We start from the raw sequence: 24,179 nt of genomic DNA on the forward strand, positions 1-24,179 counted from the left end.
GCCTGGCGGCTTTAGCGCGGTGGTCCCACCTGACCCCATGCCGAACTCAGAAGTGAAACGCCGTAGCGCCGATGGTAGTGTGGGGTCTCCCCATGCGAGAGTAGGGAACTGCCAGGCATCAAATAAAGCAGAAGGCCACCCTTACGGGTGGCCTTTTTGCGTTTACGCACCTGATAATCCCCGCTTAATCTACTTTCTTTGCACCGACAGCCAGCGCTCAATGAAATCAGCAACCTCAGCGACGTTGTTTAAATCCAGACAAGGCATATCGAGCTTAATATTGACGTCGCTGGCAACAGCAATCGTCCATTGATCCAGCGGCAGGGGCAGCGGTTTACCCGAACCGGATCGGTGCAGCACAATTTTGGCGACCTCTTCCTGCTTAAATCCTTCCACCAGAATAAGATCTAATACCGAGGCATCCATTCTGCTGGCAAGATAATGTAGATCGAGCCTGTCCTGCTGTGGTGTTTCTGTCATTAAAGCCCAGCGTAACTGACTGGCCACCAGCACCTGGTCGGCCCCGGCTTTGCGCAACTCATAGCTGTCCTTCCCCGGTGTATCAATCTCCATCTGATGATGGGTGTGTTTGATCAGTCCGCAGCGGATACCTCGTGATTTAAGTTCGGGAATTAACTGTTTCAGGAGCGTGGTCTTACCCGTACCGCTCCATGCGGAGACTGACAGTAGTGGGATCGTCATACGAATTCCATTCAGTTTTTAAGATCTTCAGGGTTGTTAATATTATTGAAGGCTGCACCGGCGTTGCTGAACAGAACGCCGTGCCCACCGGCCTGCCGTAAAAAAAGCAGCAGTCTGCGTTCGCCGCGTTCAAGATACTCTCTAAGCGGTGTTGCCAGGCTGCGATGCATCAGAGCCAGTGCCGGATGATCCCGTTCCTCTGAGCAGGCCCACACGGCCAGCGCACAGTTTTTATTACGCCATAAATGCGTAACCAGATTGTCGGGTAGCAGCGGGGTATCGCAGGAAGAAAAAACCACCCATTCGGTCTCGGCCTGTTCCAGTGCGGCCAGCATCCCCGCCAGGGGACCGGGAAAATCAGGTAGGGTATCGACGATAACCGCAAAGCCACTCTGTTGATATGCCGCAAGGTTACGATTGGCATTAATCCATACAGTATCAACCTGGGGCTTTAAACGCTGTAGTACGTGGTGATAAAGCGGCTGCTGATGCCAGATAATCAGTCCTTTATCCTGGCCTCCCATTCTGCTGCCGCGGCCGCCAGCAAGAATCACTCCGGTGATAGCTGGAGGTTCAGAATTTGAGTTGATAGCCATTCTTTCTGTGTCCTATTCTCAAGTTTGGCGTGTAGCCTGATATCGTAACTGAAGTGCATTTATTCAGGGAACAACATTATGAAATGCCATCGTCTTAACGAACTTATTAGCCTGCTGCAGCCCGCGTGGCAGCAGGATCCCGATCTCAACCTTATGCAGTTTTTACAGAAAATGGCCAATGAAGCAGGGTTTAAGCAGCCGATTGAAGAACTTACAGATGACGTTCTTATCTATCATCTTAAGATGCGGGGCAGTGACAAAAGCGCGGAAATCCCCGGATTAAAGAAGGACTATGAAGAAGATTTCAAGACCGCCCTGCTTCGCGCTCGAGGTGTGATTAAAGATTAAATCTCCCCCTGTGGCCTAAGTCACAGGCATTTGATGATATTCTTAGCGGCTATACTCACGAACTTATCAATGAGCCTGCCGGATGACTGACGCTGCTTTTAACTTCCAAACGCTTACTCCTGATACCATCCTGGATGCATTATGGGAAACCGGCCTGCGGGTTGAATCCGGGCTAACAGCGCTGAATAGCTATGAAAACCGCGTTTACCAGTTTACGGATGAAGATAAGCGCCGCTACGTTGCCAAATTTTATCGGCCTCAGCGCTGGTCGCAGCAGCAGATTGAAGAAGAACATCAGTTCTCCGCCGAACTGCTGGCGGATGAAGTCCCCATTGCAGCACCGTTAAACCTGCAGGGGAAGATGCTGCATCAGCATCAGGGCTTCTGGTTCGCCGTTTTTCCCAGCCTGGGTGGCCGTCAGTATGAAACGGATAATTACGATCAGCTGGAATGGGTTGGCCGTTTCCTTGGCCGCATTCATCAGACAGGGCGCAGGGCGACTTTTCAACACCGGCCGACAATCGGCCTGTCGGAATATATCGATCGGCCTTTACAGACTCTGGCTAACAGCGCGCTGGTGCCGAGGGCGCTGAAGGACAGTTTATTAGTCAGTATCGAGCGGTTACGCACAACTTTACAAAACTGCTGGCATACTCAGTGGCGGCCTCTGCGTCTGCACGGAGATTGCCATCCGGGCAATATTCTGTGGCGGGATGGTCCACTTTTTGTTGATCTGGACGATGCACGTAATGGTCCTGCCGTGCAGGATTTATGGATGCTGATAAATGGCGACCGGCAAGAGCAGCGGATCCAGTGGGATATTCTACTGGAAGCCTACAGTGAGTTTTGTGAGTTTGATGCTCACGAATTGTCACTGATTGAGCCTTTACGTGCTATGCGGATGGTTTATTATCTGGCGTGGGTTGTTCGCCGATGGGATGACCCGGCTTTCCCAGGTAGTTTCCCGTGGATGACGGATGAGGATTTCTGGCGGCGTCAGATTTCCATATTTAATGAACAGGACAAGCTGCTGCAGGAGCCTCCTCTACAGCTGATGCCTGATTTCCAGGTGTAATCACCCTTTGGTACGCCTACTGAGTAGTAACTAGGAGAGAGTTTCACGATGAAAAAAATTTGGTTTGCACTTGTCGGTATGGTGCTGGCATTCAGCGCATCTGCTGCACAGTTCACCGATGGTCAGCAGTATGTCACGCTGGACAAACCCGCTTCCGGAGAGCCGCAGGTTCTGGAGTTCTTTTCATTCTTCTGCCCGCACTGTTATGAGTTTGAGCGTGTCTGGCACGTCAGCGATGCAGTAAAAAAAGGCCTGCCGGCTAATGCCAAAGTCACCAAATACCATGTTGAATTTTTAGGTGGCGACATGGGTAAAACCGTTACTCAGGCATGGGCTGTTGCGATGGCGCTGGGTGTTGAAGATAAAGTCACCGCGCCTATTTTTGACGGCATCCAGAAAACCCAGACGATCACCGATCCTGCCAGCCTGAAGGATACCTTCGTGAAAGCTGCCGGTATTAAGCCAGAGGATTATGATGCAGCATGGAACAGTTTCGTAGTGAAATCGCTGGTCGCTCAGCAGGAAAAAGCGGCAGCCGATGTGGATCTGCGTGGCGTTCCGGCGATGTTTGTTAACGGGAAATACATGGTTAACAACGGTGGTCTGGACACCAGTTCAATGGATAACTATGTTCAGCAGTATGCGAACGTGGTGAAATTCCTGATCGGCCAGAAGTAATTTCTCTTATTGAAGCGCCGGCGTTCATGCCGGCGTTTTTTTGCCTGTTTACTACCAACTATGACGAAATGAATTAAAATCAGTATCTGCCCGGTAACCCTCTTCCCCACTACCCCTTTAACTAATATCCACATAATAATAATTCCGCCAGGGCCATTTTCTTCTGTTGGAATTCATCGCAACATCATGATTAATAGCATTATATTTTTTTACTCTGTTATTCTTCTTTCACGAATAACAGTGAGTTATTGAATTTACACACAAACTTATCCACAGAATTTTTTGTCGAGGTATGACGCAAAACGGCAATTGTTCTGTGAATAATGACCATTGCGGTTTTATCTTTGATGTCGAGCTGTGGCATCCTTAACACCCATCCAAACTAATCAAGAACGTGACGACCTATGGCCCAAATTGCAGAAAACCCGCTGATCCTGGTAGATGGCTCTTCCTACCTGTACCGCGCTTACCATGCGTTCCCGCCGCTGACCAATAGTGCTGGTGAACCCACCGGGGCGATGTATGGCGTGCTGAACATGCTGCGCAGTCTGCTACTGCAATATAAGCCGAGCCATGTGGCGGTCGTCTTTGACGCTAAAGGCAAGACGTTCCGTGACGAGCTGTTTGAAGAGTACAAATCTCATCGTCCGCCGATGCCGGACGACCTGCGTGCACAGATAGAGCCGCTGCATACTATGGTGAAGGCTATGGGCCTGCCACTGCTGGCCGTCTCCGGGGTTGAAGCCGATGACGTAATCGGCACGCTGGCGCTGGCAGCTGAAAAAATGGGTAAACCCGTACTGATCAGTACCGGCGATAAAGATATGGCTCAGCTGGTTACGCCAAATATTACGCTGATCAACACGATGAACAATGCCATCCTCGGGCCTGAAGAGGTGAAGGAAAAATATGGTATTCCCCCCTCACTGATAATCGACTTCCTGGCGCTGATGGGAGATTCTTCGGACAATATTCCAGGCGTACCCGGCGTGGGGGAGAAAACGGCACAGGCGCTGCTTCAGGGGCTGGGTGGCATTAAGGATATTTATGCCAATCTCGATAGCGTGGCCGGTTTAACCTTCCGCGGTGCAAAAACCATGGCGGCCAAGCTGGAGCAGAATAAAGAGATGGCGCTGCTATCCTATCAGCTGGCAACCATCAAGACCGACGTTGAGCTGGATCAGACCTGTGACCAACTGACGGTAAACGAACCGGCGACGGAAGAACTGCTGGGCCTGTTTAAACAGTATGAGTTCCGCCGCTGGATCGTCGATCTGGAAGAAGGTAAATGGCTACAGGCTAAAGCGGGCGGCACCTCTTCGCCGAAAGCGAAAGCTGCGGCTGTAGCGGCAACCGCTGTTGAGGAGCCGCCGACCAGCGTACTGTCATCGGACGGTTACGTCACCATTCTGGATGAAGAAACCTTTGAAAGCTGGATGACAAAGCTTCAGCGTAGCGAGCTGTTTGCCTTTGACCTTGAAACGGATTCGCTGGATACGCTAAGTGCCAATATCGTGGGCCTGTCATTTGCCATTGCACCGGGAGAAGCGGCTTATCTGCCGGTGGCACATGATTATCTTGATGCTCCCGATCAGCTGGATCGCAACACTGTCCTGTCACGCCTCAAACCGCTGCTGGAAGATAATAATGCGCTTAAAGTGGGACAGAATCTCAAATACGACCGCGGCGTATTGAAGAACTATGATATTGAATTAAAAGGCATTCGTTTCGACACCATGCTGGAGTCCTATGCGCTTAACAGCGTTGCAGGGCGGCATGATATGGATACCCTGGCTTCGCGTTGGCTAAACCATAAAACGGTCACCTTTGAAGAGATTGCTGGTAAAGGTAAAAACCAGCTGACCTTTAACCAGATAGCGCTTGAGCAGGCTGCACACTATGCGGCAGAAGACGCCGACGTGACGCTACAGCTGCACCTGAAAATGTGGCCGGAACTGGAGAAAGAGCAGGGACCCAAAGCCGTTTTTGAGCAGGTCGAAATGCCGCTGGTGCCGGTTATCTCACGCATTGAGCGTAACGGGGTGCTCATCGACCAGAAAATACTGGCCGCGCATTCAAAAGAGCTGGGTACACGGCTGGCGGAACTGGAGCTGAAGGCGCATGAACTCGCCGGCGAACCGTTTAACCTCTCGTCGCCTAAGCAGCTGCAAACGATTCTGTTTGAAAAGCAGGGTATCAAACCCACCAAGAAAACCCCGGGCGGCGCACCGTCGACCAGCGAAGAAGTGCTTGCCGAGCTGGCACTGGATTATCCACTGCCGAAAGTCATCCTGGAGCACCGCGGCTTATCCAAGCTGAAGTCGACCTATACCGACAAGCTGCCGCAAATGATCAATCCGCTCTCTGGGCGCGTGCATACTTCCTACCACCAGACCGTGACTGCGACCGGAAGGCTCTCTTCCAGCGATCCTAACCTGCAAAATATTCCGGTGCGAAATGATGAAGGGCGCCGCATCCGGCAGGCCTTTGTTGCTCCGAAAGGGCACGTCATTGTCGCGGCCGACTATTCACAGATTGAATTGCGTATCATGGCCCACCTTTCCCAGGACAAAGGGCTGCTGACTGCGTTCGCCAATGAGCAGGATATCCACCGTGCGACCGCTGCTGAGGTCTTTGGCGTGGCGCTGGATAAGGTGAGCGGTGAACAACGACGTAGCGCGAAGGCGATTAACTTCGGTCTGATTTATGGTATGAGTGCCTTTGGTTTGTCGCGACAGCTGAATATCGGTGCCGGCGAAGCGAAAAAGTATATGGATCTCTACTTCGAACGCTATCCTGGGGTGCTGCAGTATATGGAGAGTACCCGTGAGCTGGCGGCTGAAAAGGGCTACGTTTCGACCCTGGACGGGCGTCGGCTGTATCTGCCGGATATCAAAGCCAGTAATGCTATACGTCGTAAGGCCGCGGAACGTGCGGCGATCAACGCCCCTATGCAGGGAACGGCAGCGGATATTATCAAACGAGCGATGATTGCCGTGGACGACTGGCTGCTCCAGCAGGCCGACCCGGCTGTGAAGATGATTATGCAGGTACACGATGAACTGGTCTTTGAAGTCAGGGCGGATGCCGTTGACGCGGCTTCGGATAAAATCCGTCAACTTATGGAGAACAGTATGAAACTGGATGTGCCGCTGAGAGTTGATGTCGGCGTTGGCGACAACTGGGATCAGGCGCATTAATCACGCGCAGCCAGGGCCGGGACAGTCTGCTTCCCGGCCGCAATCAGCGATAAGAAAATAATCTATTTAATCGTTTCAGCTTCTGACCCCGGGCAGCCTGTAGTTACCCGCAGTGCTAACCATTTCAGCTTAAAGCATTTTTTAAGTAATTAAGCTACAAAAAGGCCGTCATTCTGTGACGAATGTTGGATCCTGACTGTCGTTTTCTGAAAATTAACTACAAAAAACCCTTTTTAGCGCTCAAAAAATCATGTAGAGTTTATCGCGTAGGGTACAGAGGTAAGATGTTCTATCTTTCAGACCTTTTACTTCACGTAATCGGATTTGGCTGAATATTTTAGCCGCCCCAGTCGTTATGACTGGGGCGTTTTTTATTGGGCGTCGTACAGGATTTTGCGCAATTATTGCGCTGGTACAAGCAGCAGACCAGCATAAAGCTGACCTGCCGAAAGACGTGCGAAGGTGGGTTATTCGCTGATTTCGTCTTCTTCAGTCGCGGGTGGCAGCTCGCTGTACCAGGTATCCAGCTTCAGCTTCAGTTTATCCACGCCAATTTTCTTCAGCGATGAGAAAGCCTCAACGTCCACCGTGCCGAGGAAGCTTTTCGCTTCTTCACGAACGGCATTCAGCTGCGCTTTACGCGCCCCGGAAGCCAGTTTGTCGGCTTTGGTCAGCAGTATCAGCACTTCAATTCCGCTCTGTACGGCCCACATGACCATCTGACGGTCGAGATCCTTTAGCGGATGGCGGATATCCATCAGCACCACCAGACCTTTCAGGCACTGGCGTTTTTGCAGATATTCAGCCAGCGATCGCTGCCATTTCAGCTTCATCTCTTCCGGCACTTCGGCATAGCCATAGCCGGGCAGATCCACCAGTCGGTATCCCTCAGCCACCTGGAACAGGTTGATTAACTGTGTGCGGCCTGGTGTCTTACTGGTACGGGCAAGGCTTTTCTGATTTGTCAGCGTATTGAGCGCGCTGGATTTACCCGCGTTAGAACGCCCGGCAAAAGCAACCTCGATGCCGGTATCGGCTGGCAGATGGCGGATATCCGGGGCGCTGGTGACAAAATGGGTGACGTGATAATTCCAGCCAGACAAAATAAAATACTCCAGGGAAAAAAGTGAATTGCGTTGATTATACCCTGTATGATCGAAAAGCGCCCGATAAGACATAATACCCCTGGTATTCTCTGTGAGATATTTGCCATAAACCCTGGTGGTACTCTCTGCTTTTTGATCTGGCTTTTGAAAAAACATGTTTATTTTCATCGCGTTGTTTTTTTCATATTCAAAAAAAAACTAAAAATCAACGCGTAGCCTTGATAGTCGGACTGGTTAGTCTACATTTGATGGCAGAAACAGGCTGTTTCACTTCAGGATGAAGCGCTCAGTGAGCATCATGATGATGATGAGCAGGGAAAGGAAAGTGCGAAGGCATCGCACAACAGGATGGGAGCTCACCGGGATGTGGGCGCTTTGCAAAGGAAAACCGGGATGTTGGCTGCTAAAATGGATGCTGACACCGTCAGCCCTTCTGTGGAAGGTGCGAAAAAAGGCGACAGGGTGACCTGCCGCCTTTTTTCTTTCTCTGCTTTCTGCTAGATTCCGCCGCAATTCTATACTGAAGATAAACGTCTGAGAGCAGAAACCATGAAGCAACCTGCACGCACGCCACAGGGACAAAAACCTGCTGCAAAAAATAAGCGCAAAACCCGCGATGAACTGAATCAGGAAGCGCGCGATCGCAAGCGTGACAAAAAACGCAGCGGTAACGCGACCGGCAGCCGGTCCAATCCTGTTGCAGAGAGCCAGAAAACCGGCAGCGGTAGCAAAACGAAAGATCCGCGCATCGGCAGCAAAAAGCCCATCGCACTGGGCGGAGATGCCCCTGTCGCAAAACCGGTTAAGCCTGCAAAAGCACCCAAGGCACAGCCGGAGAAAAAACCGCGTCTGACGCCGCAGGAAGAACTGGCGATGCTGGAGAACGACGAACGGCTTGATGCCCTACTGGATCGTCTGGAGAGCGGTGAGTCGCTGTCTGCTGAAGATCAGGCATGGCTGGATCAGGCTCTGGACCGTATCGATGTACTGATGGAACAGCTGGGCATTGCTTTGGACGACGATGTAGAAGATGACGCTGCGGAAGAAGATATGTATCGCCTGCTGAAGGGCGGGAACTGATACCGTCATAAATTGAGGCAGGGCAATTCTGCTCTGCCTGTAATAATCGGTTTCTCTGCTGATGATTTGGCCTGGATCAATTATTGCGCTGATTCTGTTGTGCTGGCTGGGGTGGTTGTTCGTTAAACTACAGCGGCTATCACGCCTGAAAGCACGGCTGCGTAGCAGGATCGTCAGCCGGCCTCTCCCTGTCCCGCGACGGTCTGTCCGAAAGCGTATAAGGTAGGCGAGCATGCAGATGCAGAAAGCAGAATGGGATCTCCCGTTAATTCAGAAGTACAACACCTCCGGCCCGCGTTACACCTCTTATCCTACGGCCCTGGAATTTAATCAGGACTACGACGAACGCGCATTTTTACACGCGGCGTCGCGTTATCCCGATCGGGCACTGTCTCTCTATTTGCATATCCCGTTTTGCCATCAGCTGTGCTATTTCTGCGGCTGTAACAAACAGGTCACGCGCCAGCAGCATAAGGCGGATGCCTACCTGGATGCGCTGGTGCAGGAAATTGCGGCCCGCGCGCCGCTGTTCAGCCAGCGTACCGTCAGCCAGATGCACTGGGGAGGCGGTACGCCGACCTTTCTCACGAAGGCCCAAATAAGCCGTCTGCTGACCACTCTGCGCCAGCATTTTAATTTTGCCGCTGATGTTGAAATGTCGATTGAAGTTGACCCGCGTGAAATAGAGCTGGATGTGCTGGATCATCTGCGAGAGGGGGGATTCAACCGTCTGAGCATGGGCGTGCAGGACTTTAACAAGCAGGTCCAGCAAAGCGTTAATCGGGTGCAGGATGAGGCGATGATTTTTGCGCTGATGGCCCGTGCGCGCCAGCTTGGGTTCACCTCGACCAATATCGATCTGATCTACGGCCTGCCGCATCAGACGGCAGAGAGTTTTGCGTTTACCCTGCAAAAGGTGGCCGATCTTAACCCGGATCGTCTCAGCGTATTCAACTATGCCCATCTGCCGGAACTGTTCGCGGCCCAGCGTAAGATCCGTCTGGAAGATCTGCCCGACGCACAACAGAAGCTGGATATCCTGCAGCAGACGATTTCTTTCCTGACCGCTCAGGGCTATGAGTTTATCGGCATGGACCATTTCGCACGCCATGATGACGAACTGGCGATTGCGCAGCGTGCCGGAAAGCTACACCGTAATTTCCAGGGATATACCACTCAGGGAGACAGCGACCTGTTGGGTATGGGCGTTTCGGCCATTAGCATGATCGGGGATAGTTACGCGCAGAACCAGAAGGAGCTGAAGCATTACTACGCCGCGATTGAGCAGGACAGAACGGCGCTCTGGCGCGGGTTGCAGCTCACTGATGATGACTGCCTCAGACGCGATGTGATCAAGAGTCTGATGTGCAATTTCTCGCTGTCATATTCAGCGGTCGAAACGCAGTGGGGAATCGATTTTCAGCGCTACTTTGCTGACGATCTGCAGCAGCTGGAGCCGTTGATCGCCGACGGGCTGGTGGATAGCCACCAGAAGGGCCTTGAGATAACGCCTAAGGGACGATTGCTGGTAAGGAATATCTGTATGTGCTTTGACAGTTACCTACGCCAGAAGGCCCGCAGGCAGCAATTTTCGCGGGTGATCTAAATCAGCCTGTAAAAAAAAGGCGAGCCGCAGGCGGCTCGCCTTTTATCTATCCAATCGTCACCGAAGCGCCGTTACTCCATTCCCAGCTCTTTCAGTTTGCGGGTCAGCGTGTTGCGCCCCCAGCCCAGCAGGCGAGCGGCTTCCTGCTTGTGGCCCTGGGTATGACGTAGTGCGGTCGTCAGCAGCGTGCGTTCCATTTCCGGCTGTGCTTCCGACAGCAGGTTTTGATGACCGGAACGCAGCGCCCTGTCGGCCCACTGCGCCAGCAGCGTCGCCCAGCTGTCCGGCAGGGACTGGCTCGGGCTGTCCGGCGTAGAGGTTTCAAACAGCTCCGGGGGCAGATCCTGAATCAGTACTTCCTGTCCGGCTGCCATTACCGTCAGCCAGCGGCAGGTATTTTCCAGCTGGCGTACGTTGCCGGACCAGTGCAGCCGGGTCAGGGCGGTTTCCGTTTCCGGGTGCAGGATTTTTGCCTCTACGCCCAGTTCCCGGGCTGCCACCTGCAGGAAATAGCGCGCCAGACGGGGAATGTCTTCACGGCGTTCACGCAGCGGCGGCAAATGTACGCGGATAACGTTCAGGCGGTGGAATAAATCCTCACGGAATTTACCTTCCTGCACGCGCATTTCCAGGTTCTGGTGGGTCGCCGCGATAATGCGCACATCCACCTTCACCGGGGCATAGCCGCCCACGCGATAAAACTGCCCGTCGGCCAGGACGCGCAGCAGCCGGGTCTGAACATCCAGCGGCATATCGCCGATTTCATCAAGGAACAGCGTACCGCCGTCTGCCTGCTCGAAGCGGCCCTGGCGAATCTGATTGGCACCGGTAAATGCGCCTTTCTCATGGCCAAACAGCTCTGACTCAATCAAATCCTTGGGGATCGCCGCCATGTTCAGCGCAATAAAAGGGGCTTTTGCCCGCGGGCTGTGGCGGTGCAGCGCGTGCGCCACTAACTCTTTACCGGTACCGGATTCGCCGTTGATCAGGACGCTGATCGAGGAGCGTGAGAGGCGGCCGATAATGCGAAAGACATCCTGCATGGCCGGCGCTTCACCGATGATATCGGTCGTTGGCCCGCTGGCAGGTTGATTGCGCGGCTGCTGCTGCTCCTGATAGTGGCTGATAGCGCGCTCAACCAGCGCCACCGCTTCATCGATATCGAAGGGTTTAGGCAGGTAATCAAACGCACCCTGCTGGTAAGCACTGACGGCGGCATCCAGATCGGAATGGGCGGTCATGATGATCACCGGCAGCATTGGATGACGCTGTTTAATCTGTTTAAGCAGCGCCAGCCCGTCCATGCCGGGCATACGAATATCTGATAATAAAACGTCTGGGGTTTTGGTTGCGAGCGCATCCAGCACTTCATTGCCACTCTCAAACGTGACACAACTTAAACCGGCTCCAGTGAGCGCGCGTTCAAGCACCCAGCGGATGGAGCTATCGTCATCGACGATCCAAACTATCCCTCGTTGCATAGAAACCTCACTGGCGAATAGGCAGATAAACTGAGAACTCAGTGTGTCCGGGCCAACTGTTGAAATCTATCTTCCCGGAATGCTGGTCTATCAGGCTGCGGGCGATCGACAGCCCCAGCCCGGTGCCGCCTTCGCGGCCGCTGACCATCGGGTAAAACAGGGTATCCTGCAGCTGGGCCGGAATGCCCGGGCCGTCATCTTCAATATCGATGCGCGCCACCAGGCGGTATCGTGTACCGTGCAGCGTCAGTTGAAACGCCGTGCGGGTACGTAGCGTAATGGTTCCCCCTCCGTCACCCAGCGCCTGTAGCGCATTGCGGACGACGTTAAGCAAAACCTGTTCGATCTGGTCGGGGTCGTGCGGCAGCTCCGGCAGGCTGGGATCGTAATCCCGTACCAGAGAAACGTTATCGGGCAGTTCCATTGAAACCAGATTCACCACGCGTTCAGCAACCTGATGGATGCTCTGAGTCACGTGCATACCCGGCTGCTGCGGGCCCAAAAGACGATCAACCAGATTGCGCAGGCGGTCAGCCTGTTCAATGATGACTTTGGTGTATTCGGTTAAACCCGGGTCAGGGAGCGCTTTGGCCAGCAGCTGTGCTGCGCCGCGTAATCCTCCCAGCGGATTTTTAATCTCATGCGCCAGACCACGGACCAGGTCGCGGGCAGCAACCTGCTGCGCGTGCTGCAGCTGCTCCTGGCTCAGACGACGCTGATTATCCATCGGCGCCATTTCCATCAGAATCAGGCCATCCGGCAGGCGCTGTGCGGTCAGCGACATAATGTGGGCGCGACTGTCGACCACCAGGGTCACTTCGCTGTCGGTAAAGCCCTGACCTGCATCCAGGTTCTCGAGCATGACTTCAATATTCAGAGAGAAATAACCAATCAGTTCCGGTAACGGTGTACCAAAAAGCTTGCGGGAACTTTGCGCCAGCAACTGCTGTGCTGCGGGATTGGCATAATGAATCACCAGCTCGCTATCAACTAACAGAATGCTGTTGATCAGTGAATTGAGAATCTGCCCAGCATCGGGCAGAGCGCCAGTTGCCATAAAGCGTTCTCCTGAGTCATTCGTGCGCACTAATTTAGTGCATTATAGTCTTTTAACCCGGAAATCATCTTGTTAAACGATGAATTTGTGGAGAAAAAAGCCCATCCTAAGATGGGCTGAAAGTTTCCACGGCAACAAAATCCCAGGCGTTTATCGTGCTGGAGCATGGCGGGTTCCTTAATCTCACCCACAGGGCGATGCCATGCGGGTTCGGTCTTGGTTGCCGCCTCTCAGCGACAGGATATTCGCCGGGCTACTACTAATTAAACGCTGTAGTACAGTTCGAACTCAACTGGGTGCGGAGTCATACGCACGCGATCCATCTCTTCCTGACGCAGGGCGATGTAAGCATCGATAGCATCTTCGGTGAACACGCCACCACGGGTCAGGAACTCGCGGTCTTCGTTCAGTGCAGCCAGCGCTTCGTCCAGAGAACCGGCCACTTTTGGAATCTCAGCTTCTTCTTCCGGCGGCAGGTCGTACAGGTTTTTGTCCATTGCATCGCCAGGGTGGATCTTGTTGATGATGCCGTCCAGGCCAGCCATCAGCAGTGCAGCGAAGCACAGGTACGGGTTAGCCGCTGGATCCGGGAAGCGCGCTTCGATACGACGTGCTTTCGGGCTGGTAACCACTGGAATACGGATAGAAGCAGAACGGTTACGGGCAGAGTAAGCCAGCATAACTGGCGCTTCATAGCCTGGGACCAGACGCTTGTAGGAGTTGGTAGTTGGGTTCGCCAGGGCGTTGATCGCTTTAGCGTGCTTGATAACACCACCGATGTAGAACAGCGCCATTTCAGACAGGCCGCCGTATTTGTCGCCGGCGAACAGGTTGGTGCCGCCTTTAGACAGGGACATGTGGCAGTGCATACCGGAACCGTTATCACCAAACATTGGCTTAGGCATAAAGGTAGCGGTTTTGCCGTAAGCGTGAGCCACGTTGTGAACAACGTATTTGTAGATCTGAATTTCGTCCGCTTTTTTGGTCATGGTGTTGAAGCGGGTTGCCACTTCGTTCTGACCAGCGGTAGCCACTTCGTGGTGGTGCGCTTCAACGACCAGGCCCATCTGCTCCATGGTCAGACACATGGCAGAACGGATGTCCTGTGAAGAGTCGACCGGTGGCACCGGGAAGTAGCCGCCTTTCAGACCTGGACGGTGGCCTTTGTTGCCGCCTTCGTATTCTTTACCGGTGTTCCAGCAGGCTTCGATATCATCGATCGCTACGTGAGAACCGGAAGTGCTGCTGCCGAAACGAATGTCGTCGAACAGGAAGAACTCAGGTTCTGGTCCGAACAGCACGGTATCCGCGATGCCGGAAGAGCGCAGGAAGTCTTCTGCACGCTTAGCGATGGAACGCGGGTCACGGTCGTAGCCCTGCAGAGTGCCTGGCTCGAGGATGTCACAACGGATGATCAGGGTAGAGTCGGCGAAGAACGGATCGATCATCGCTGTAGTCGCGTCTGGCATCAGAACCATGTCGGATTCGTTGATGCCTTTCCAGCCACCAATCGAGGAACCGTCAAACATTTTGCCTTCTTCGAAGAAGTCAGCGTTAACCTGATGAGCGGGAATGGTCACGTGCTGCTCTTTACCTTTAGTGTCGGTAAAACGCAGGTCAACAAATTTGACTTCGTGTTCGTTCATCATCGACAGAACGTGTTCAGCGGACATACTTAACTCTCCTGGATTTTGTCATTGTCGTCGTGGTTAGAGAACTTTATGGTCGCGCTTTGCGTTAGCCGCGCTGACTCCTGAAATTAAAGTGCTCTGACAAGCTATCAACCGTTGTGGAAACTGGCATTTTTCGCTTACAGATACTAAGCGAAATCTATGCCAACTTTTTTATTCGGTGCAAAAAGCGCTATGATGCGCCCTCTCGGAAGACGAGGAATGCACCACGATGGAAAAGATGCACTATTTTAGTGCCATTGTATGATAACTGGGCACTGTTTTGGTGCAATCTTTCCGTGCAGTGCAATCTTTGCACTGTAAATGGTTCTAAATGCAATCCGAACAGTTATATTTCTATGAAATATGTGATCCTGTTCAGTCCTTCGATTAATCCGTGTACAATAGCGCGCTATTTCTAATGCCTGAGGCAAAGCTGTGATCGAAAATTTGCGTAACATCGCCATTATTGCCCACGTTGACCATGGTAAAACTACCCTGGTTGATAAGTTGCTGCAGCAGTCCGGGACCTTCGATGCCCGTACCGAAGCAACTGAACGCGTAATGGACTCCAACGATTTGGAGAAAGAGCGTGGGATTACCATCCTCGCAAAAAACACCGCCATTAAATGGAACGACTACCGCATCAACATCGTGGATACCCCAGGACACGCCGACTTCGGCGGTGAGGTTGAGCGTGTGATGTCAATGGTTGACTCGGTGCTGCTGGTTGTGGATGCAATGGATGGCCCTATGCCGCAAACCCGCTTCGTGACCAAGAAAGCGTTTGCTAATGGTCTGAAGCCGATTGTAGTTATCAACAAAGTTGACCGTCCTGGTGCGCGTCCTGACTGGGTTGTGGATCAGGTGTTTGACCTGTTCGTAAACCTGGACGCAACCGACGAGCAGCTGGACTTCCCGATTATCTACGCTTCGGCGTTGAACGGTATTGCGGGTCTGGATCACAGCGATATGGCGGAAGATATGACTCCGCTGTACGAAGCGATCGTGAAACACGTATCTCCACCACAGGTTGAGCTGGAAGCGCCACTGCAGATGCAAATCTCGCAGCTGGACTACAACAACTACCTGGGTGTAATCGGTATTGGTCGTATCAAGCGTGGTAAGGTTCGCCCTAACCAGCAGATCACTGTGATCGATAGCGAAGGTAAAACTCGCAACGCGAAAGTCGGTAAAGTTCTGACCCACATGGGCCTGGAGCGTATCGAAGCGACTGAAGCGGAAGCGGGCGACATCATCGCCATCACCGGTCTGGGTGAGCTGAACATCTCTGACACCATCTGCGATCCGCAGAACGTGGAAGCGCTGCCGGCCCTGAGCGTTGATGAACCAACCGTAACCATGTTCTTCTGCGTTAACACCTCTCCGTTCTGCGGTAAAGAAGGTAAGTATGTGACTTCTCGTCAGATCCTTGACCGTCTGAACAAAGAGCTGGTGCATAACGTGGCGCTGCGCGTTGAAGAAACGCCGGACGCCGATGCGTTCCGTGTTTCTGGTCGTGGTGAGCTGCACCTGTCAGTTCTGATCGAAAACATGCGTCGTGAAGGTTTCGAACTGGCGGTATCCCGTCCGAAAGTAATCTTCCGTGAATTCGAAGGCCGTAAGCAAGAGCCATTCGAAAACGTGACCCTCGACATCGAAGAGCAGCACCAGGGCTCCGTGATGCAGGCGATGGGTGAGCGTAAAGGCGACATGAAAAACATGGATCCGGATGGTAAAGGCCGCGTGCGTCTTGACTACGAGATCCCAAGCCGTGGTCTGATCGGTTTCCGTAACGAATTCATGACCATGACTTCCGGTACCGGCCTGCTGTACTCCACCTTCAGCCATTACGACGACATTCGTCCGGGCGAAGTGGGCCAGCGCCAGAACGGCGTACTGATCTCTAACGGCCAGGGTAAAGCGGTAGCCTTCGCCCTGTTCAGCCTGCAGGATCGCGGTAAGCTGTTCCTGGGTCACGGTGCAGAAGTGTATGAAGGCCAGATCATCGGTATTCACTCACGTTCTAACGATCTGACCGTGAACTGCCTGACCGGTAAAAAACTGACTAACATGCGTGCTTCCGGTACTGACGAAGCCACCACTCTGGTTCCACCACAGAAAATGACTCTGGAGCAGGCTCTGGAATTCATCGATGATGACGAACTGGTAGAAGTGACTCCGCAGTCGGTACGTATTCGTAAACGTCACCTGACTGAGAACGATCGCAAACGCGCAAACCGCGGACCGAAAGAGTCTTAATACGTCGATTCAGTTAAGTAAAGGCCGGAGCAATCCGGCCTTTTTTTTGTCCACAGTTTCCTACCGTTACCTGTTCAGCCTCCGGTTTTACCGCTAGAGTAAATAACTCAGCGGAACAAAAGGAGAGGCTATGCTGTATATCTTTGATCTGGGTAACGTCATTGTAGATATTGATTTCAGGCGGGTTTTGGGTGCCTGGAGCGATCTCGGCCGCGTACCGCTGGCCACGCTGCAAAGCCGCTTTCATATGGGCGAGCCTTTTTTCCAGCACGAACGCGGTGAAATCAGCGACGAGCAGTTTGCGGCAAAAATGTGTGAGCAGCTGGATATTGCCCTCGGATTTGAGCAGTTCGCTGCCGGCTGGCAGGCCGTATTTGTCGGCGTACGCCCGGAAGTGATAGCCATCATGCACAGACTGCGGGAGCAGGGCGATCGCGTTGTCATCTTGTCTAACACCAACCGGCTGCACTGTGAATTCTGGCCGACCGAATATCCTGAAGTCAGAAACGCCGCTGATAAAATTTACCTTTCTCAGGAAATGGGACTGCGTAAGCCGGACCCTGAAATTTTCCAGCGCCTGCTGAACGAAGAAGAAGCCTCCGCCCAGGATGCGATTTTCCTTGATGATAATCTTGAAAACGTTGAGGCCGCGCGCGCATTGGGCATTCACAGTGTGCATGTGACCGATGCCAGCGTGGTGCCGGCCTTCTTTGCTGACCGTAAATAGACGTGCGCTTGCTTAACCACGCCCGGCACCGCCTGCATGCTTTTTGGCAGTATTTAAAACTGCTGTGGCGGCGTACGGATGAAGACGGTATGACCATGCTGGCAGGTCATCTCGCCTATGTGTCACTGCTGTCTCTGGTTCCGCTGGTGGCGGTCGTATTTTCACTGTTTGCTGCGTTTCCGATGTTTTCAGAGGTCAGTACGCAGATTAAGGATTTCGTCTTTAGCAACTTTGTTCCTGCTGCGGGGACAACCATCCAGAACTACCTTGAACAGTTCGTGGCTAATGTTAATAAAATGACGACGGTCGGCGTGGGTGGGCTAATCGTGACCGCGCTGCTGCTGATGTATTCCATTGATTCTGCGCTAAATACCATCTGGCGAAGTAAAAGGACGCGGCCGCTGATCTATTCCTTTGCTATCTACTGGATGATCCTGACTCTGGGGCCGCTGCTGGTGGGAGCAAGCCTGGCGATAAGCTCTTATTTGCTCTCCCTCCACTGGGCGACAGTCAGTGGTGTTTCCTGGGCGATAGACGTCATGCTGCGGGTTTTCCCCCTGCTGCTTTCCTGTCTTTCATTCTGGTTACTCTACAGCATCGTGCCCACCACTGAAGTTGCAGGACGCGATGCGCTTGTCGGGGCACTGATTGCGGGCGTACTGTTTGAGCTGGGTAAAAAGTGTTTTGCCCTCTATGTTACGATGTTCCCCTCGTACCAGTTGATTTATGGGGTCCTGGCCGTGATACCCATTATTTTCCTGTGGGTTTACTGGACCTGGTGTATCGTACTGTTAGGCGCAGAAATCACGGCTTCGCTGGGTGACTACCGTCAGCTGAAACAAGAAGAACAAGAAAAAGAGAACGAGGAACTATGATTGCCTTAATTCAACGGGTGCTTGCTGCCAGCGTCGCGGTATCAGGCGAAACCATCGGGGAAATCGGACCAGGGCTGCTTGTACTGCTTGGTGTGGAAAAAGGGGACACTCCTGAGAGTGCGCGTAAGTTGTCCAGTAAAGTGCTCGGCTACCGTATTTTCGGCGACGAGAACGATAAAATGAACCTGAACGTGCAGCAGGCAAAGGGCAGCGTACTGGTGGTTTCACAGTTTACGCTGGCGGCCGATACGCAAAAGGGTCTGCGCCCCAGCTTTTCAGGGGGTGCCGAGCCAGCGGAGGCTGAAAAACTTTATGAGTATTTCACCTCCTGCTGCCGTGAACAGGGGATAACGACGGAAACCGGGAAATTCGCCGCTGATATGCAGGTGTCTCTGGTGAATGATGGTCCGGTAACCTTCTGGTTGCAGGTTTGACGCCGCTGGCCGAACGGCAAAGGAACAGCCTGGCAAGCGCAGACAGAGAGAATCATTTTATGTATCACCTCCGGGTGCCAGAAACCGCTGAAGAGTTAGATACCTACTATCAGTTCCGCTGGGAGATGCTGCGTAAACCGCTGCATCAGCCAATGGGATCGGAGCGCGACGCCTGGGATGCCCTGGCGCATCACCAGATGGTGGTAGATGAGCAGGGGCAGCCGGTTGCCGTCGGCAGGCTGTACATCAATGCGGATAACGAAGCGGCGATTCGCTTTCTTGCGGTCCACCCTTCTGTGCAGGGAAAGGGACTGGGAACGCTGGTGGCAATGACGCTGGAATCCGTTGCCAGGCAGGAAGGCGTTAAGCGGGTGGTGTGTAGCGCCCGTGAAGATGCCGTCGATTTCTTCTCCAAGCTTGGCTATCTCAATCAAGGCGAGATCACCGCGCCGCAAACCACGCCGGTGCGCCACTTTTTAATGATTAAACCGGTCGTCACGCTCGACGATATTCTGCACCGCGCAGACTGGTGCGGCCAGCTGCAGCAGGCGTGGTATGAACATATCCCTCTGAGCGAAAAGATGGGCGTGCGCATCCTGCAGTATACCGGGCAGAAATTTATCACCACCATGCCTGAGACCGGTAATCAGAACCCTCATCATACGTTGTTTGCCGGCAGTCTGTTCTCTCTCGCCACGCTGACCGGTTGGGGGCTCATCTGGCTGCTGCTGCGTGAGCGTCATCTGGGAGGGACTATCATCCTGGCTGATGCCCATATTCGCTATAGCAAACCCATCAGCGGCAAACCCGGCGCGATTGCTGATTTGGGATCGCTCAGCGGTGATTTGGATCGCCTTGCCCGCGGCCGTAAAGCGCGAGTGCAGCTGGAAGTTGAGCTGTTTGGTAATGATGAATCGGGCGCGGTATTTGAGGGTGTCTACATCGTTTTACCTGCCGATCCGGAGGGACCGCTGGAATCAGGAGGTTCAGGGCAGTCGTTATACTGACCTGAATGACGAGTCAAAGTATGAGCCGACCAACCTGGTCGGTTTTTTTTATAGTGAATTATTCTGCATGAAAATAACATTCTCTCTTTAGGTATAATACGATTGATTTTTTTTGCATTTAGCTAAATATATTTTTATTTATAATAAAAGTTAGCTATAACTATATGTTTTTTATAATTTATCACATACTATTCTTGTTTTTATTTTATGTTTTATCTGTTTTTTATGGGGTCGTATTTTATATTCAACCTGGTTATTTGATGTGTATTATTGTTTTTTTGTGCTTTTTTATTGCTTTCATTATTTTTTTTCTTTGTTTTTAATTCCGTTTTATAACGGTGTTTTATATCGCATTTGTTATTATCAAATAAATTCAATTCTATTTAACCCCTTTGCTTGGTAAATTGAATAAAGCATAGCAAATGAAATGCGATGTTGTTTTTTAATCCCATATCAAGGATGTAATTAAATGAAATTGAACAAAATTCTGATCTCAATGGGCATGGCCTTAGCATGTGTATCCACAGCATCACTTGCAGCTTATTCGGGCAATCCGACAGACGGTCAAATTAACTTTAAAGGATCGCTAGTTAATTCAGCCTGTGGTCTGGCGGCTACCTCCAGCCCGGTTGAAGTCGATTTTGCAGAGATTCCAACTTCTGCGCTGAAGAATGGTGCAAGGGCCGGTAACATTAAGAAAGATATCGAGCTGCAGGATTGCGATCTTACTGTCGCTCAGCACGCTACTGTTACCTATACTCCTAATACTGAAAATACCAGTGATTCCTCATTGGCGGCGATGCTTTCAGGTACAGCAAAAGGTGCAGGTATTGGCTTGACCGATAACGGCAATAAAGATGTTGTATGGGGACAGGCTTCTGCGCCAGTTAATCTGAACAGTGGAAAATCAGTCATTCCATTTATGGCGTATGTGAAGGCAGATGGCTCATCTGCCGGCGTCACCCCGGGTGATTTTAACTCACAAATCAGCTTCCGCATCGATTATCAATAATACTGTAGTGGTTAACGCAGGGTTTTTCTCTGCGTTAACCGCCTTTATTCGGCCAGCAACAGGCAGAGGAAAGATGAGTTTGCGCAAATGGATTTGCTTTGCCCTGTTATATAGCTTTATCACCATTACGCCAGCGGCATCTACACCGGACAGTACCCCGGGTGAAATGAGGTTGAATGGCGAAATTATTGAGGCCGCGTGTGAGATAGAATTTCAGGATCGCGAACAATGGATTGAATTTGGTCAGATTACCGCACATGAAATTTTGAGCCGCTCAGGAAACAACCTGACGCACGCTTTCCATATACGCCTGACGGACTGTTCGCTACAGAGCCAAATCTACCCTGGTCTTTACTATCGCAGTGCGAAAATAACCTTCAATAGTGATAAGGTCAGAGAAGGAAATGAACTTATTGGTATTACAGGAGACGCGAAAGGATTCGGTATTCGCCTGAGCGACGCTAATGGAAAAAGAGTGAGGCTGGGGGTACCCACGTCTGATTTTCCGTTAAACGACGGCGTTAACACGCTTAACTTTAAGGCCACTATAGTGCCTTTAAGCAGTAATATTCTGTCGGGTGAGTTTTACGCCACTGTTAGATTCTTTATGGATTATTTTTAATAAAAGTCTCAACTGAAATGAATTGAGTGAGGCAAGGATGACTCCTTTAATAATTCCGTGCATATCTTTTGTTGTTTGAAGTATGTGGGGTTGGGAAGATAATTTAATGTTATTTTTTATTAACAGCAGATACAAATTATCCATAGCGAATCTGATATTGTGCTTAATTGTTCACTCTTCCATGGCAATCGGTGATTCAGTTGAATTCAGCGTGGATGCGCTGGAAGCATCCGATCGTGGAAACGTTGACCTTTCCCGTTTTGCCGAGAAAAACTACGTTGCACCCGCAAGGTATCTCCTGGATATAAAGATTAACGGTCGATTTTATAAACAGGATAAAGTGACCTACATTGTCTCTCCTGATGATAAAAACAAAACCCTCGCGTGCCTGACACCGAATATGGTTGAAGCGCTGGCTCTGAAAGAGAAGGCGTTAAAACTGGTGAGAAAAATAGATGATAATTGTTTAGATATTACAACCATACCCAGTGCAAACATTGCTAACCAGGACGGTGCGCTGGATATCACTATTCCACAGGCATGGATGAAATATTCCGATCCTGACTGGGTGCCGCCAGAGCGCTGGGATAACGGTGTACCTGGTCTGCTGCTGGATTACAGTATCAGCGGGCAAACTACCCGCCGCGTAAAGAATGGATCGGGTTCAACCACCAGCTTCTCTGCTTACGGTCAGACGGGGGTGAATCTTGGTGCGTGGCGCCTGCGTGCGCAGTATCAGGGCGATTATTCCGGCAGTGAGCATGAGCATAATTTCGAATTTAACCAGATTTATGCTTACCGCCCTCTGCCCATGCAGGCGGCAAAAATAACCCTTGGGGAAATTTATTCTAATTCAAAAGTGTTTGATACCGTGCGCTTTACCGGCATCAATCTTGCCAGCGATGAACGTATGCTGCCTCCGAACCTGCAGGGCTATGCTCCACAGGTTCGTGGTATTGCCAAAAGTAATGCAAAGGTGACGGTCAGCCAGAGCGGGCGCACTATTTATGAAACAACGGTCCCCGCCGGGCCATTTAATATCCAGGATTTGAACTCTTCCGTCCGGGGTGAACTGGATGTCAAGGTTGAAGAACAGGATGGTTCTGTAACAACATTCAAAGTTAATACGGCAAATATCCCGTACCTGACGCGCCCCGGTTACATACGGTATAACACCTCTGTTGGCCGTCCTTCACAGTATGACCATAAAATTCAGGGCCCTGCTTTTTATACCGGCGATTTCTCATGGGGATTAAATAATTCATGGTCGGTATACGGAGGGGTCTTACTCTCCGGGAGCCATTATAACGCCTGGTCAACGGGTATTGGGCGCGATCTCGATGTTCTTGGCGCCGTTTCCGCCGATGTCACACAGTCGATCAGCAAATTACCGGGTGAGAATTCACAAACCGGTATGTCATTTAAGCTTAGCTACGCGAAAACCTTCGATGAATACAACAGTACGATTACGTTTGCAGGGTATCGATTCTCGCAGAAAAAATACAGAACCCAGTCCCAGTACCTGGACGATCGCTACAGCGATTATGAAAACTGGGGTCGTGATAAAGAGATGTATACCATCACGGGTAATAAAACATTCTGGGCTGACGATCCGGATAAGATGACCACGGTCTTTCTGACCTATACCCATCAGAATTACTGGGATAAAGAGAGCCAGGATCGCTACGGTCTGTCTGCATCCCGGACATTCAGCATCGCCGGAATGCGCGGCATCACGACTAACCTGTCGCTATTCCGTTCGAGCTACCAGGGGCGCAAGGATGACAGCCTGTCCTTTTCGATTTCTATGCCGATCGGTGACAGTCGTTGGGCGGGATACGACCTGCAGATGCAGGGACGAAGAAATACGCAGATGGCTTCCTATAGCGATAACACTGACTACAACAACTTATGGCGTGTTCGGGCGGGTGCCGATCAGGGTGGTAAAGCCAGCGTAGATGGCTATTACCAGCATCGTGCGGCAATGGCACAGCTTGATACGAATATTAGCTACCAGCAGGATAATTATATCTCTGTAGGGGGAACGGCTCGCGGCGGTATCACTGCGACCCGCTATGGCGCAGCGATACATAATAGTTCGGCGACGCAGGATACGGCACGCATCATGGTAGACACCGGTAGCGTGACGGGCATTCCCCTTAACAATAAGCAGACACGAACAAACCTGTTCGGGATTGGTGTCGTGCCTGACGTTGCGAGTTACAACAGCTTTGACACCCGCATAGATGTTGATGCGCTGGGAGAGGATGTTGAAGTTTCGCATGCCATTGCAACAGCAACCTTTACCGAAGGCGCTATTGGCTATGAGAAATTCTCCATGGCCCAGGGGGAAAGGATAATGGCGCAGTTACGTTTGCACAATGGCGAATCACCGCCGTTTGGTGCTGAGGTGCTGAATGATGATGGTGTTAGCGTCGCGATGATCATGGACGGCGGTATTGCTTACTTATCTGGTATTAAACCGGGAGAGAAACTCTCCGCCGTCTGGGAAGGAAAGAAACAATGCACGCTTCATATCCCGGAAAAGCTGACGCAAAAGCAGGCGCAAATTTTATTACCATGCCAATAGAATCGTAACAGGAACACGCGCACGACCTAACAGGATTACTACTATGCGAAA

The 24,179-nt window shown here is 51.7% G+C and carries 21 protein-coding genes and 1 rRNA gene; 16 read left to right on the plus strand and 6 right to left on the minus strand.

What is annotated here, in order from left to right:
• The first annotated feature begins 1 nt into the window (after position 1).
• Positions 2-117: ribosomal RNA gene (gene rrf, locus PGH32_RS23050) — 5S ribosomal RNA — on the plus strand.
• A gap of 72 nt (positions 118-189) precedes the next feature.
• Here the strand turns inward: rrf and mobB are convergent.
• Positions 190-702: a molybdopterin-guanine dinucleotide biosynthesis protein MobB gene (gene mobB, locus PGH32_RS23055; RefSeq protein ID WP_337895310.1), complete on the minus strand. Its 513-nt coding sequence runs from the start codon at positions 700-702 to the stop codon at positions 190-192.
• A gap of 11 nt (positions 703-713) precedes the next feature.
• Positions 714-1,298 carry a molybdenum cofactor guanylyltransferase MobA gene (gene mobA, locus PGH32_RS23060; RefSeq protein WP_314425886.1) on the minus strand — a complete coding sequence of 195 codons (585 nt, stop codon included), beginning with the start codon at positions 1,296-1,298 and terminating at the stop codon, positions 714-716.
• 78 nt (positions 1,299-1,376) lie between these two features.
• Between mobA and PGH32_RS23065 the strand changes: the two genes are divergently transcribed.
• The 5 genes from PGH32_RS23065 (at position 1,377) to PGH32_RS24755 (ending at position 6,931) form a co-directional block, all read left to right on the plus strand.
• Positions 1,377-1,646 (plus strand): YihD family protein, encoded by a 270-nt coding sequence (locus tag PGH32_RS23065; protein ID WP_314425884.1) that lies wholly within the window; start codon positions 1,377-1,379, stop codon positions 1,644-1,646.
• A gap of 82 nt (positions 1,647-1,728) precedes the next feature.
• Entirely contained in the window at positions 1,729-2,721 is a 993-nt protein-coding gene (locus PGH32_RS23070) for a serine/threonine protein kinase (RefSeq protein ID WP_337895311.1), read from the plus strand.
• Between the two features lie 48 nt (positions 2,722-2,769).
• On the plus strand, positions 2,770-3,399 hold the full coding sequence (gene dsbA, locus PGH32_RS23075) for a thiol:disulfide interchange protein DsbA (protein ID WP_205067625.1): 630 nt from the start codon (positions 2,770-2,772) through the stop codon (positions 3,397-3,399).
• Positions 3,400-3,803: 404 nt separating this feature from the next.
• Positions 3,804-6,599, plus strand: coding sequence for a DNA polymerase I (polA, locus tag PGH32_RS23080; protein ID WP_314425876.1), 2,796 nt, complete (start codon positions 3,804-3,806; stop codon positions 6,597-6,599).
• Between the two features lie 284 nt (positions 6,600-6,883).
• Positions 6,884-6,931 carry a spot 42 RNA, inhibition of DNA synthesis gene (locus PGH32_RS24755; RefSeq protein ID WP_071892919.1) on the plus strand — a complete coding sequence of 16 codons (48 nt, stop codon included), beginning with the start codon at positions 6,884-6,886 and terminating at the stop codon, positions 6,929-6,931.
• A gap of 135 nt (positions 6,932-7,066) precedes the next feature.
• On the opposite strand, the gene yihA is transcribed toward PGH32_RS24755, so the two are convergent.
• Positions 7,067-7,702 (minus strand): ribosome biogenesis GTP-binding protein YihA/YsxC, encoded by a 636-nt coding sequence (gene yihA, locus PGH32_RS23085; protein ID WP_314425873.1) that lies wholly within the window; start codon positions 7,700-7,702, stop codon positions 7,067-7,069.
• A gap of 552 nt (positions 7,703-8,254) precedes the next feature.
• Between yihA and yihI the strand changes: the two genes are divergently transcribed.
• Together yihI and hemN are read left to right on the plus strand one after the other, a co-directional pair.
• Positions 8,255-8,785, plus strand: coding sequence for a Der GTPase-activating protein YihI (gene yihI / locus PGH32_RS23090; RefSeq protein WP_314425870.1), 531 nt, complete (start codon positions 8,255-8,257; stop codon positions 8,783-8,785).
• A gap of 232 nt (positions 8,786-9,017) precedes the next feature.
• Positions 9,018-10,391 (plus strand): oxygen-independent coproporphyrinogen III oxidase, encoded by a 1,374-nt coding sequence (hemN, locus tag PGH32_RS23095; RefSeq protein WP_337895312.1) that lies wholly within the window; start codon positions 9,018-9,020, stop codon positions 10,389-10,391.
• Between the two features lie 71 nt (positions 10,392-10,462).
• Here the strand turns inward: hemN and glnG are convergent, their stop codons facing one another.
• From glnG to glnA, 3 genes are all read right to left on the minus strand, one after another.
• A complete protein-coding gene (glnG, locus tag PGH32_RS23100; RefSeq protein WP_105594403.1) occupies positions 10,463-11,872 on the minus strand; it encodes a nitrogen regulation protein NR(I) in 1,410 nt (469 codons plus the stop codon).
• 7 nt (positions 11,873-11,879) lie between these two features.
• The gene (glnL, locus tag PGH32_RS23105; protein ID WP_337895314.1) at positions 11,880-12,929 is read right to left on the minus strand and encodes a nitrogen regulation protein NR(II); all 1,050 of its coding nucleotides are present in this window, start codon (positions 12,927-12,929) and stop codon (positions 11,880-11,882) included.
• Positions 12,930-13,192: 263 nt separating this feature from the next.
• Positions 13,193-14,602 (minus strand): glutamate--ammonia ligase, encoded by a 1,410-nt coding sequence (gene glnA, locus PGH32_RS23110; RefSeq protein ID WP_314425862.1) that lies wholly within the window; start codon positions 14,600-14,602, stop codon positions 13,193-13,195.
• Positions 14,603-15,037: 435 nt separating this feature from the next.
• Here glnA and typA point away from each other — a divergent pair, with 435 nt between their 5' ends.
• The 8 genes from typA to PGH32_RS23150 all read left to right on the plus strand — a co-directional run bounded on the left by typA (position 15,038) and on the right by PGH32_RS23150 (position 24,128).
• On the plus strand, positions 15,038-16,861 hold the full coding sequence (gene typA, locus PGH32_RS23115) for a ribosome-dependent GTPase TypA (protein WP_314425860.1): 1,824 nt from the start codon (positions 15,038-15,040) through the stop codon (positions 16,859-16,861).
• Positions 16,862-16,991: 130 nt separating this feature from the next.
• Positions 16,992-17,588 carry a glucose-1-phosphatase gene (gene yihX, locus PGH32_RS23120; protein WP_314425857.1) on the plus strand — a complete coding sequence of 199 codons (597 nt, stop codon included), beginning with the start codon at positions 16,992-16,994 and terminating at the stop codon, positions 17,586-17,588.
• Positions 17,589-17,590: 2 nt separating this feature from the next.
• The gene (locus PGH32_RS23125) at positions 17,591-18,463 is read left to right on the plus strand and encodes a virulence factor BrkB family protein (protein ID WP_314425854.1); all 873 of its coding nucleotides are present in this window, start codon (positions 17,591-17,593) and stop codon (positions 18,461-18,463) included.
• Complete coding sequence (gene dtd, locus PGH32_RS23130; RefSeq protein WP_337895315.1) at positions 18,460-18,897, plus strand: D-aminoacyl-tRNA deacylase; 438 nt, start codon at positions 18,460-18,462, stop codon at positions 18,895-18,897. Before PGH32_RS23125 ends, dtd begins: the two co-directional genes overlap by 4 nt.
• Before the next feature lie 59 nt (positions 18,898-18,956).
• Positions 18,957-19,904: a fatty acid biosynthesis protein FabY gene (gene fabY, locus PGH32_RS23135; protein WP_314425851.1), complete on the plus strand. Its 948-nt coding sequence runs from the start codon at positions 18,957-18,959 to the stop codon at positions 19,902-19,904.
• A gap of 469 nt (positions 19,905-20,373) precedes the next feature.
• Positions 20,374-20,916, plus strand: a complete 543-nt coding sequence (locus tag PGH32_RS23140; RefSeq protein WP_443112826.1) for a fimbrial protein — start codon at positions 20,374-20,376, stop codon at positions 20,914-20,916.
• Complete coding sequence (locus PGH32_RS23145) at positions 20,846-21,538, plus strand: fimbrial protein (RefSeq protein WP_337895316.1); 693 nt, start codon at positions 20,846-20,848, stop codon at positions 21,536-21,538. The genes PGH32_RS23140 and PGH32_RS23145 overlap by 71 nt, the downstream gene beginning before the upstream one ends.
• Before the next feature lie 106 nt (positions 21,539-21,644).
• Complete coding sequence (locus tag PGH32_RS23150; protein ID WP_337895317.1) at positions 21,645-24,128, plus strand: fimbria/pilus outer membrane usher protein; 2,484 nt, start codon at positions 21,645-21,647, stop codon at positions 24,126-24,128.
• Positions 24,129-24,179: the final 51 nt, after the last annotated feature.

Source organism: Erwinia sp. SLM-02, from assembly GCF_037450285.1.
In the GTDB taxonomy this organism is placed as follows: Bacteria; Pseudomonadota; Gammaproteobacteria; order Enterobacterales; family Enterobacteriaceae; genus Erwinia.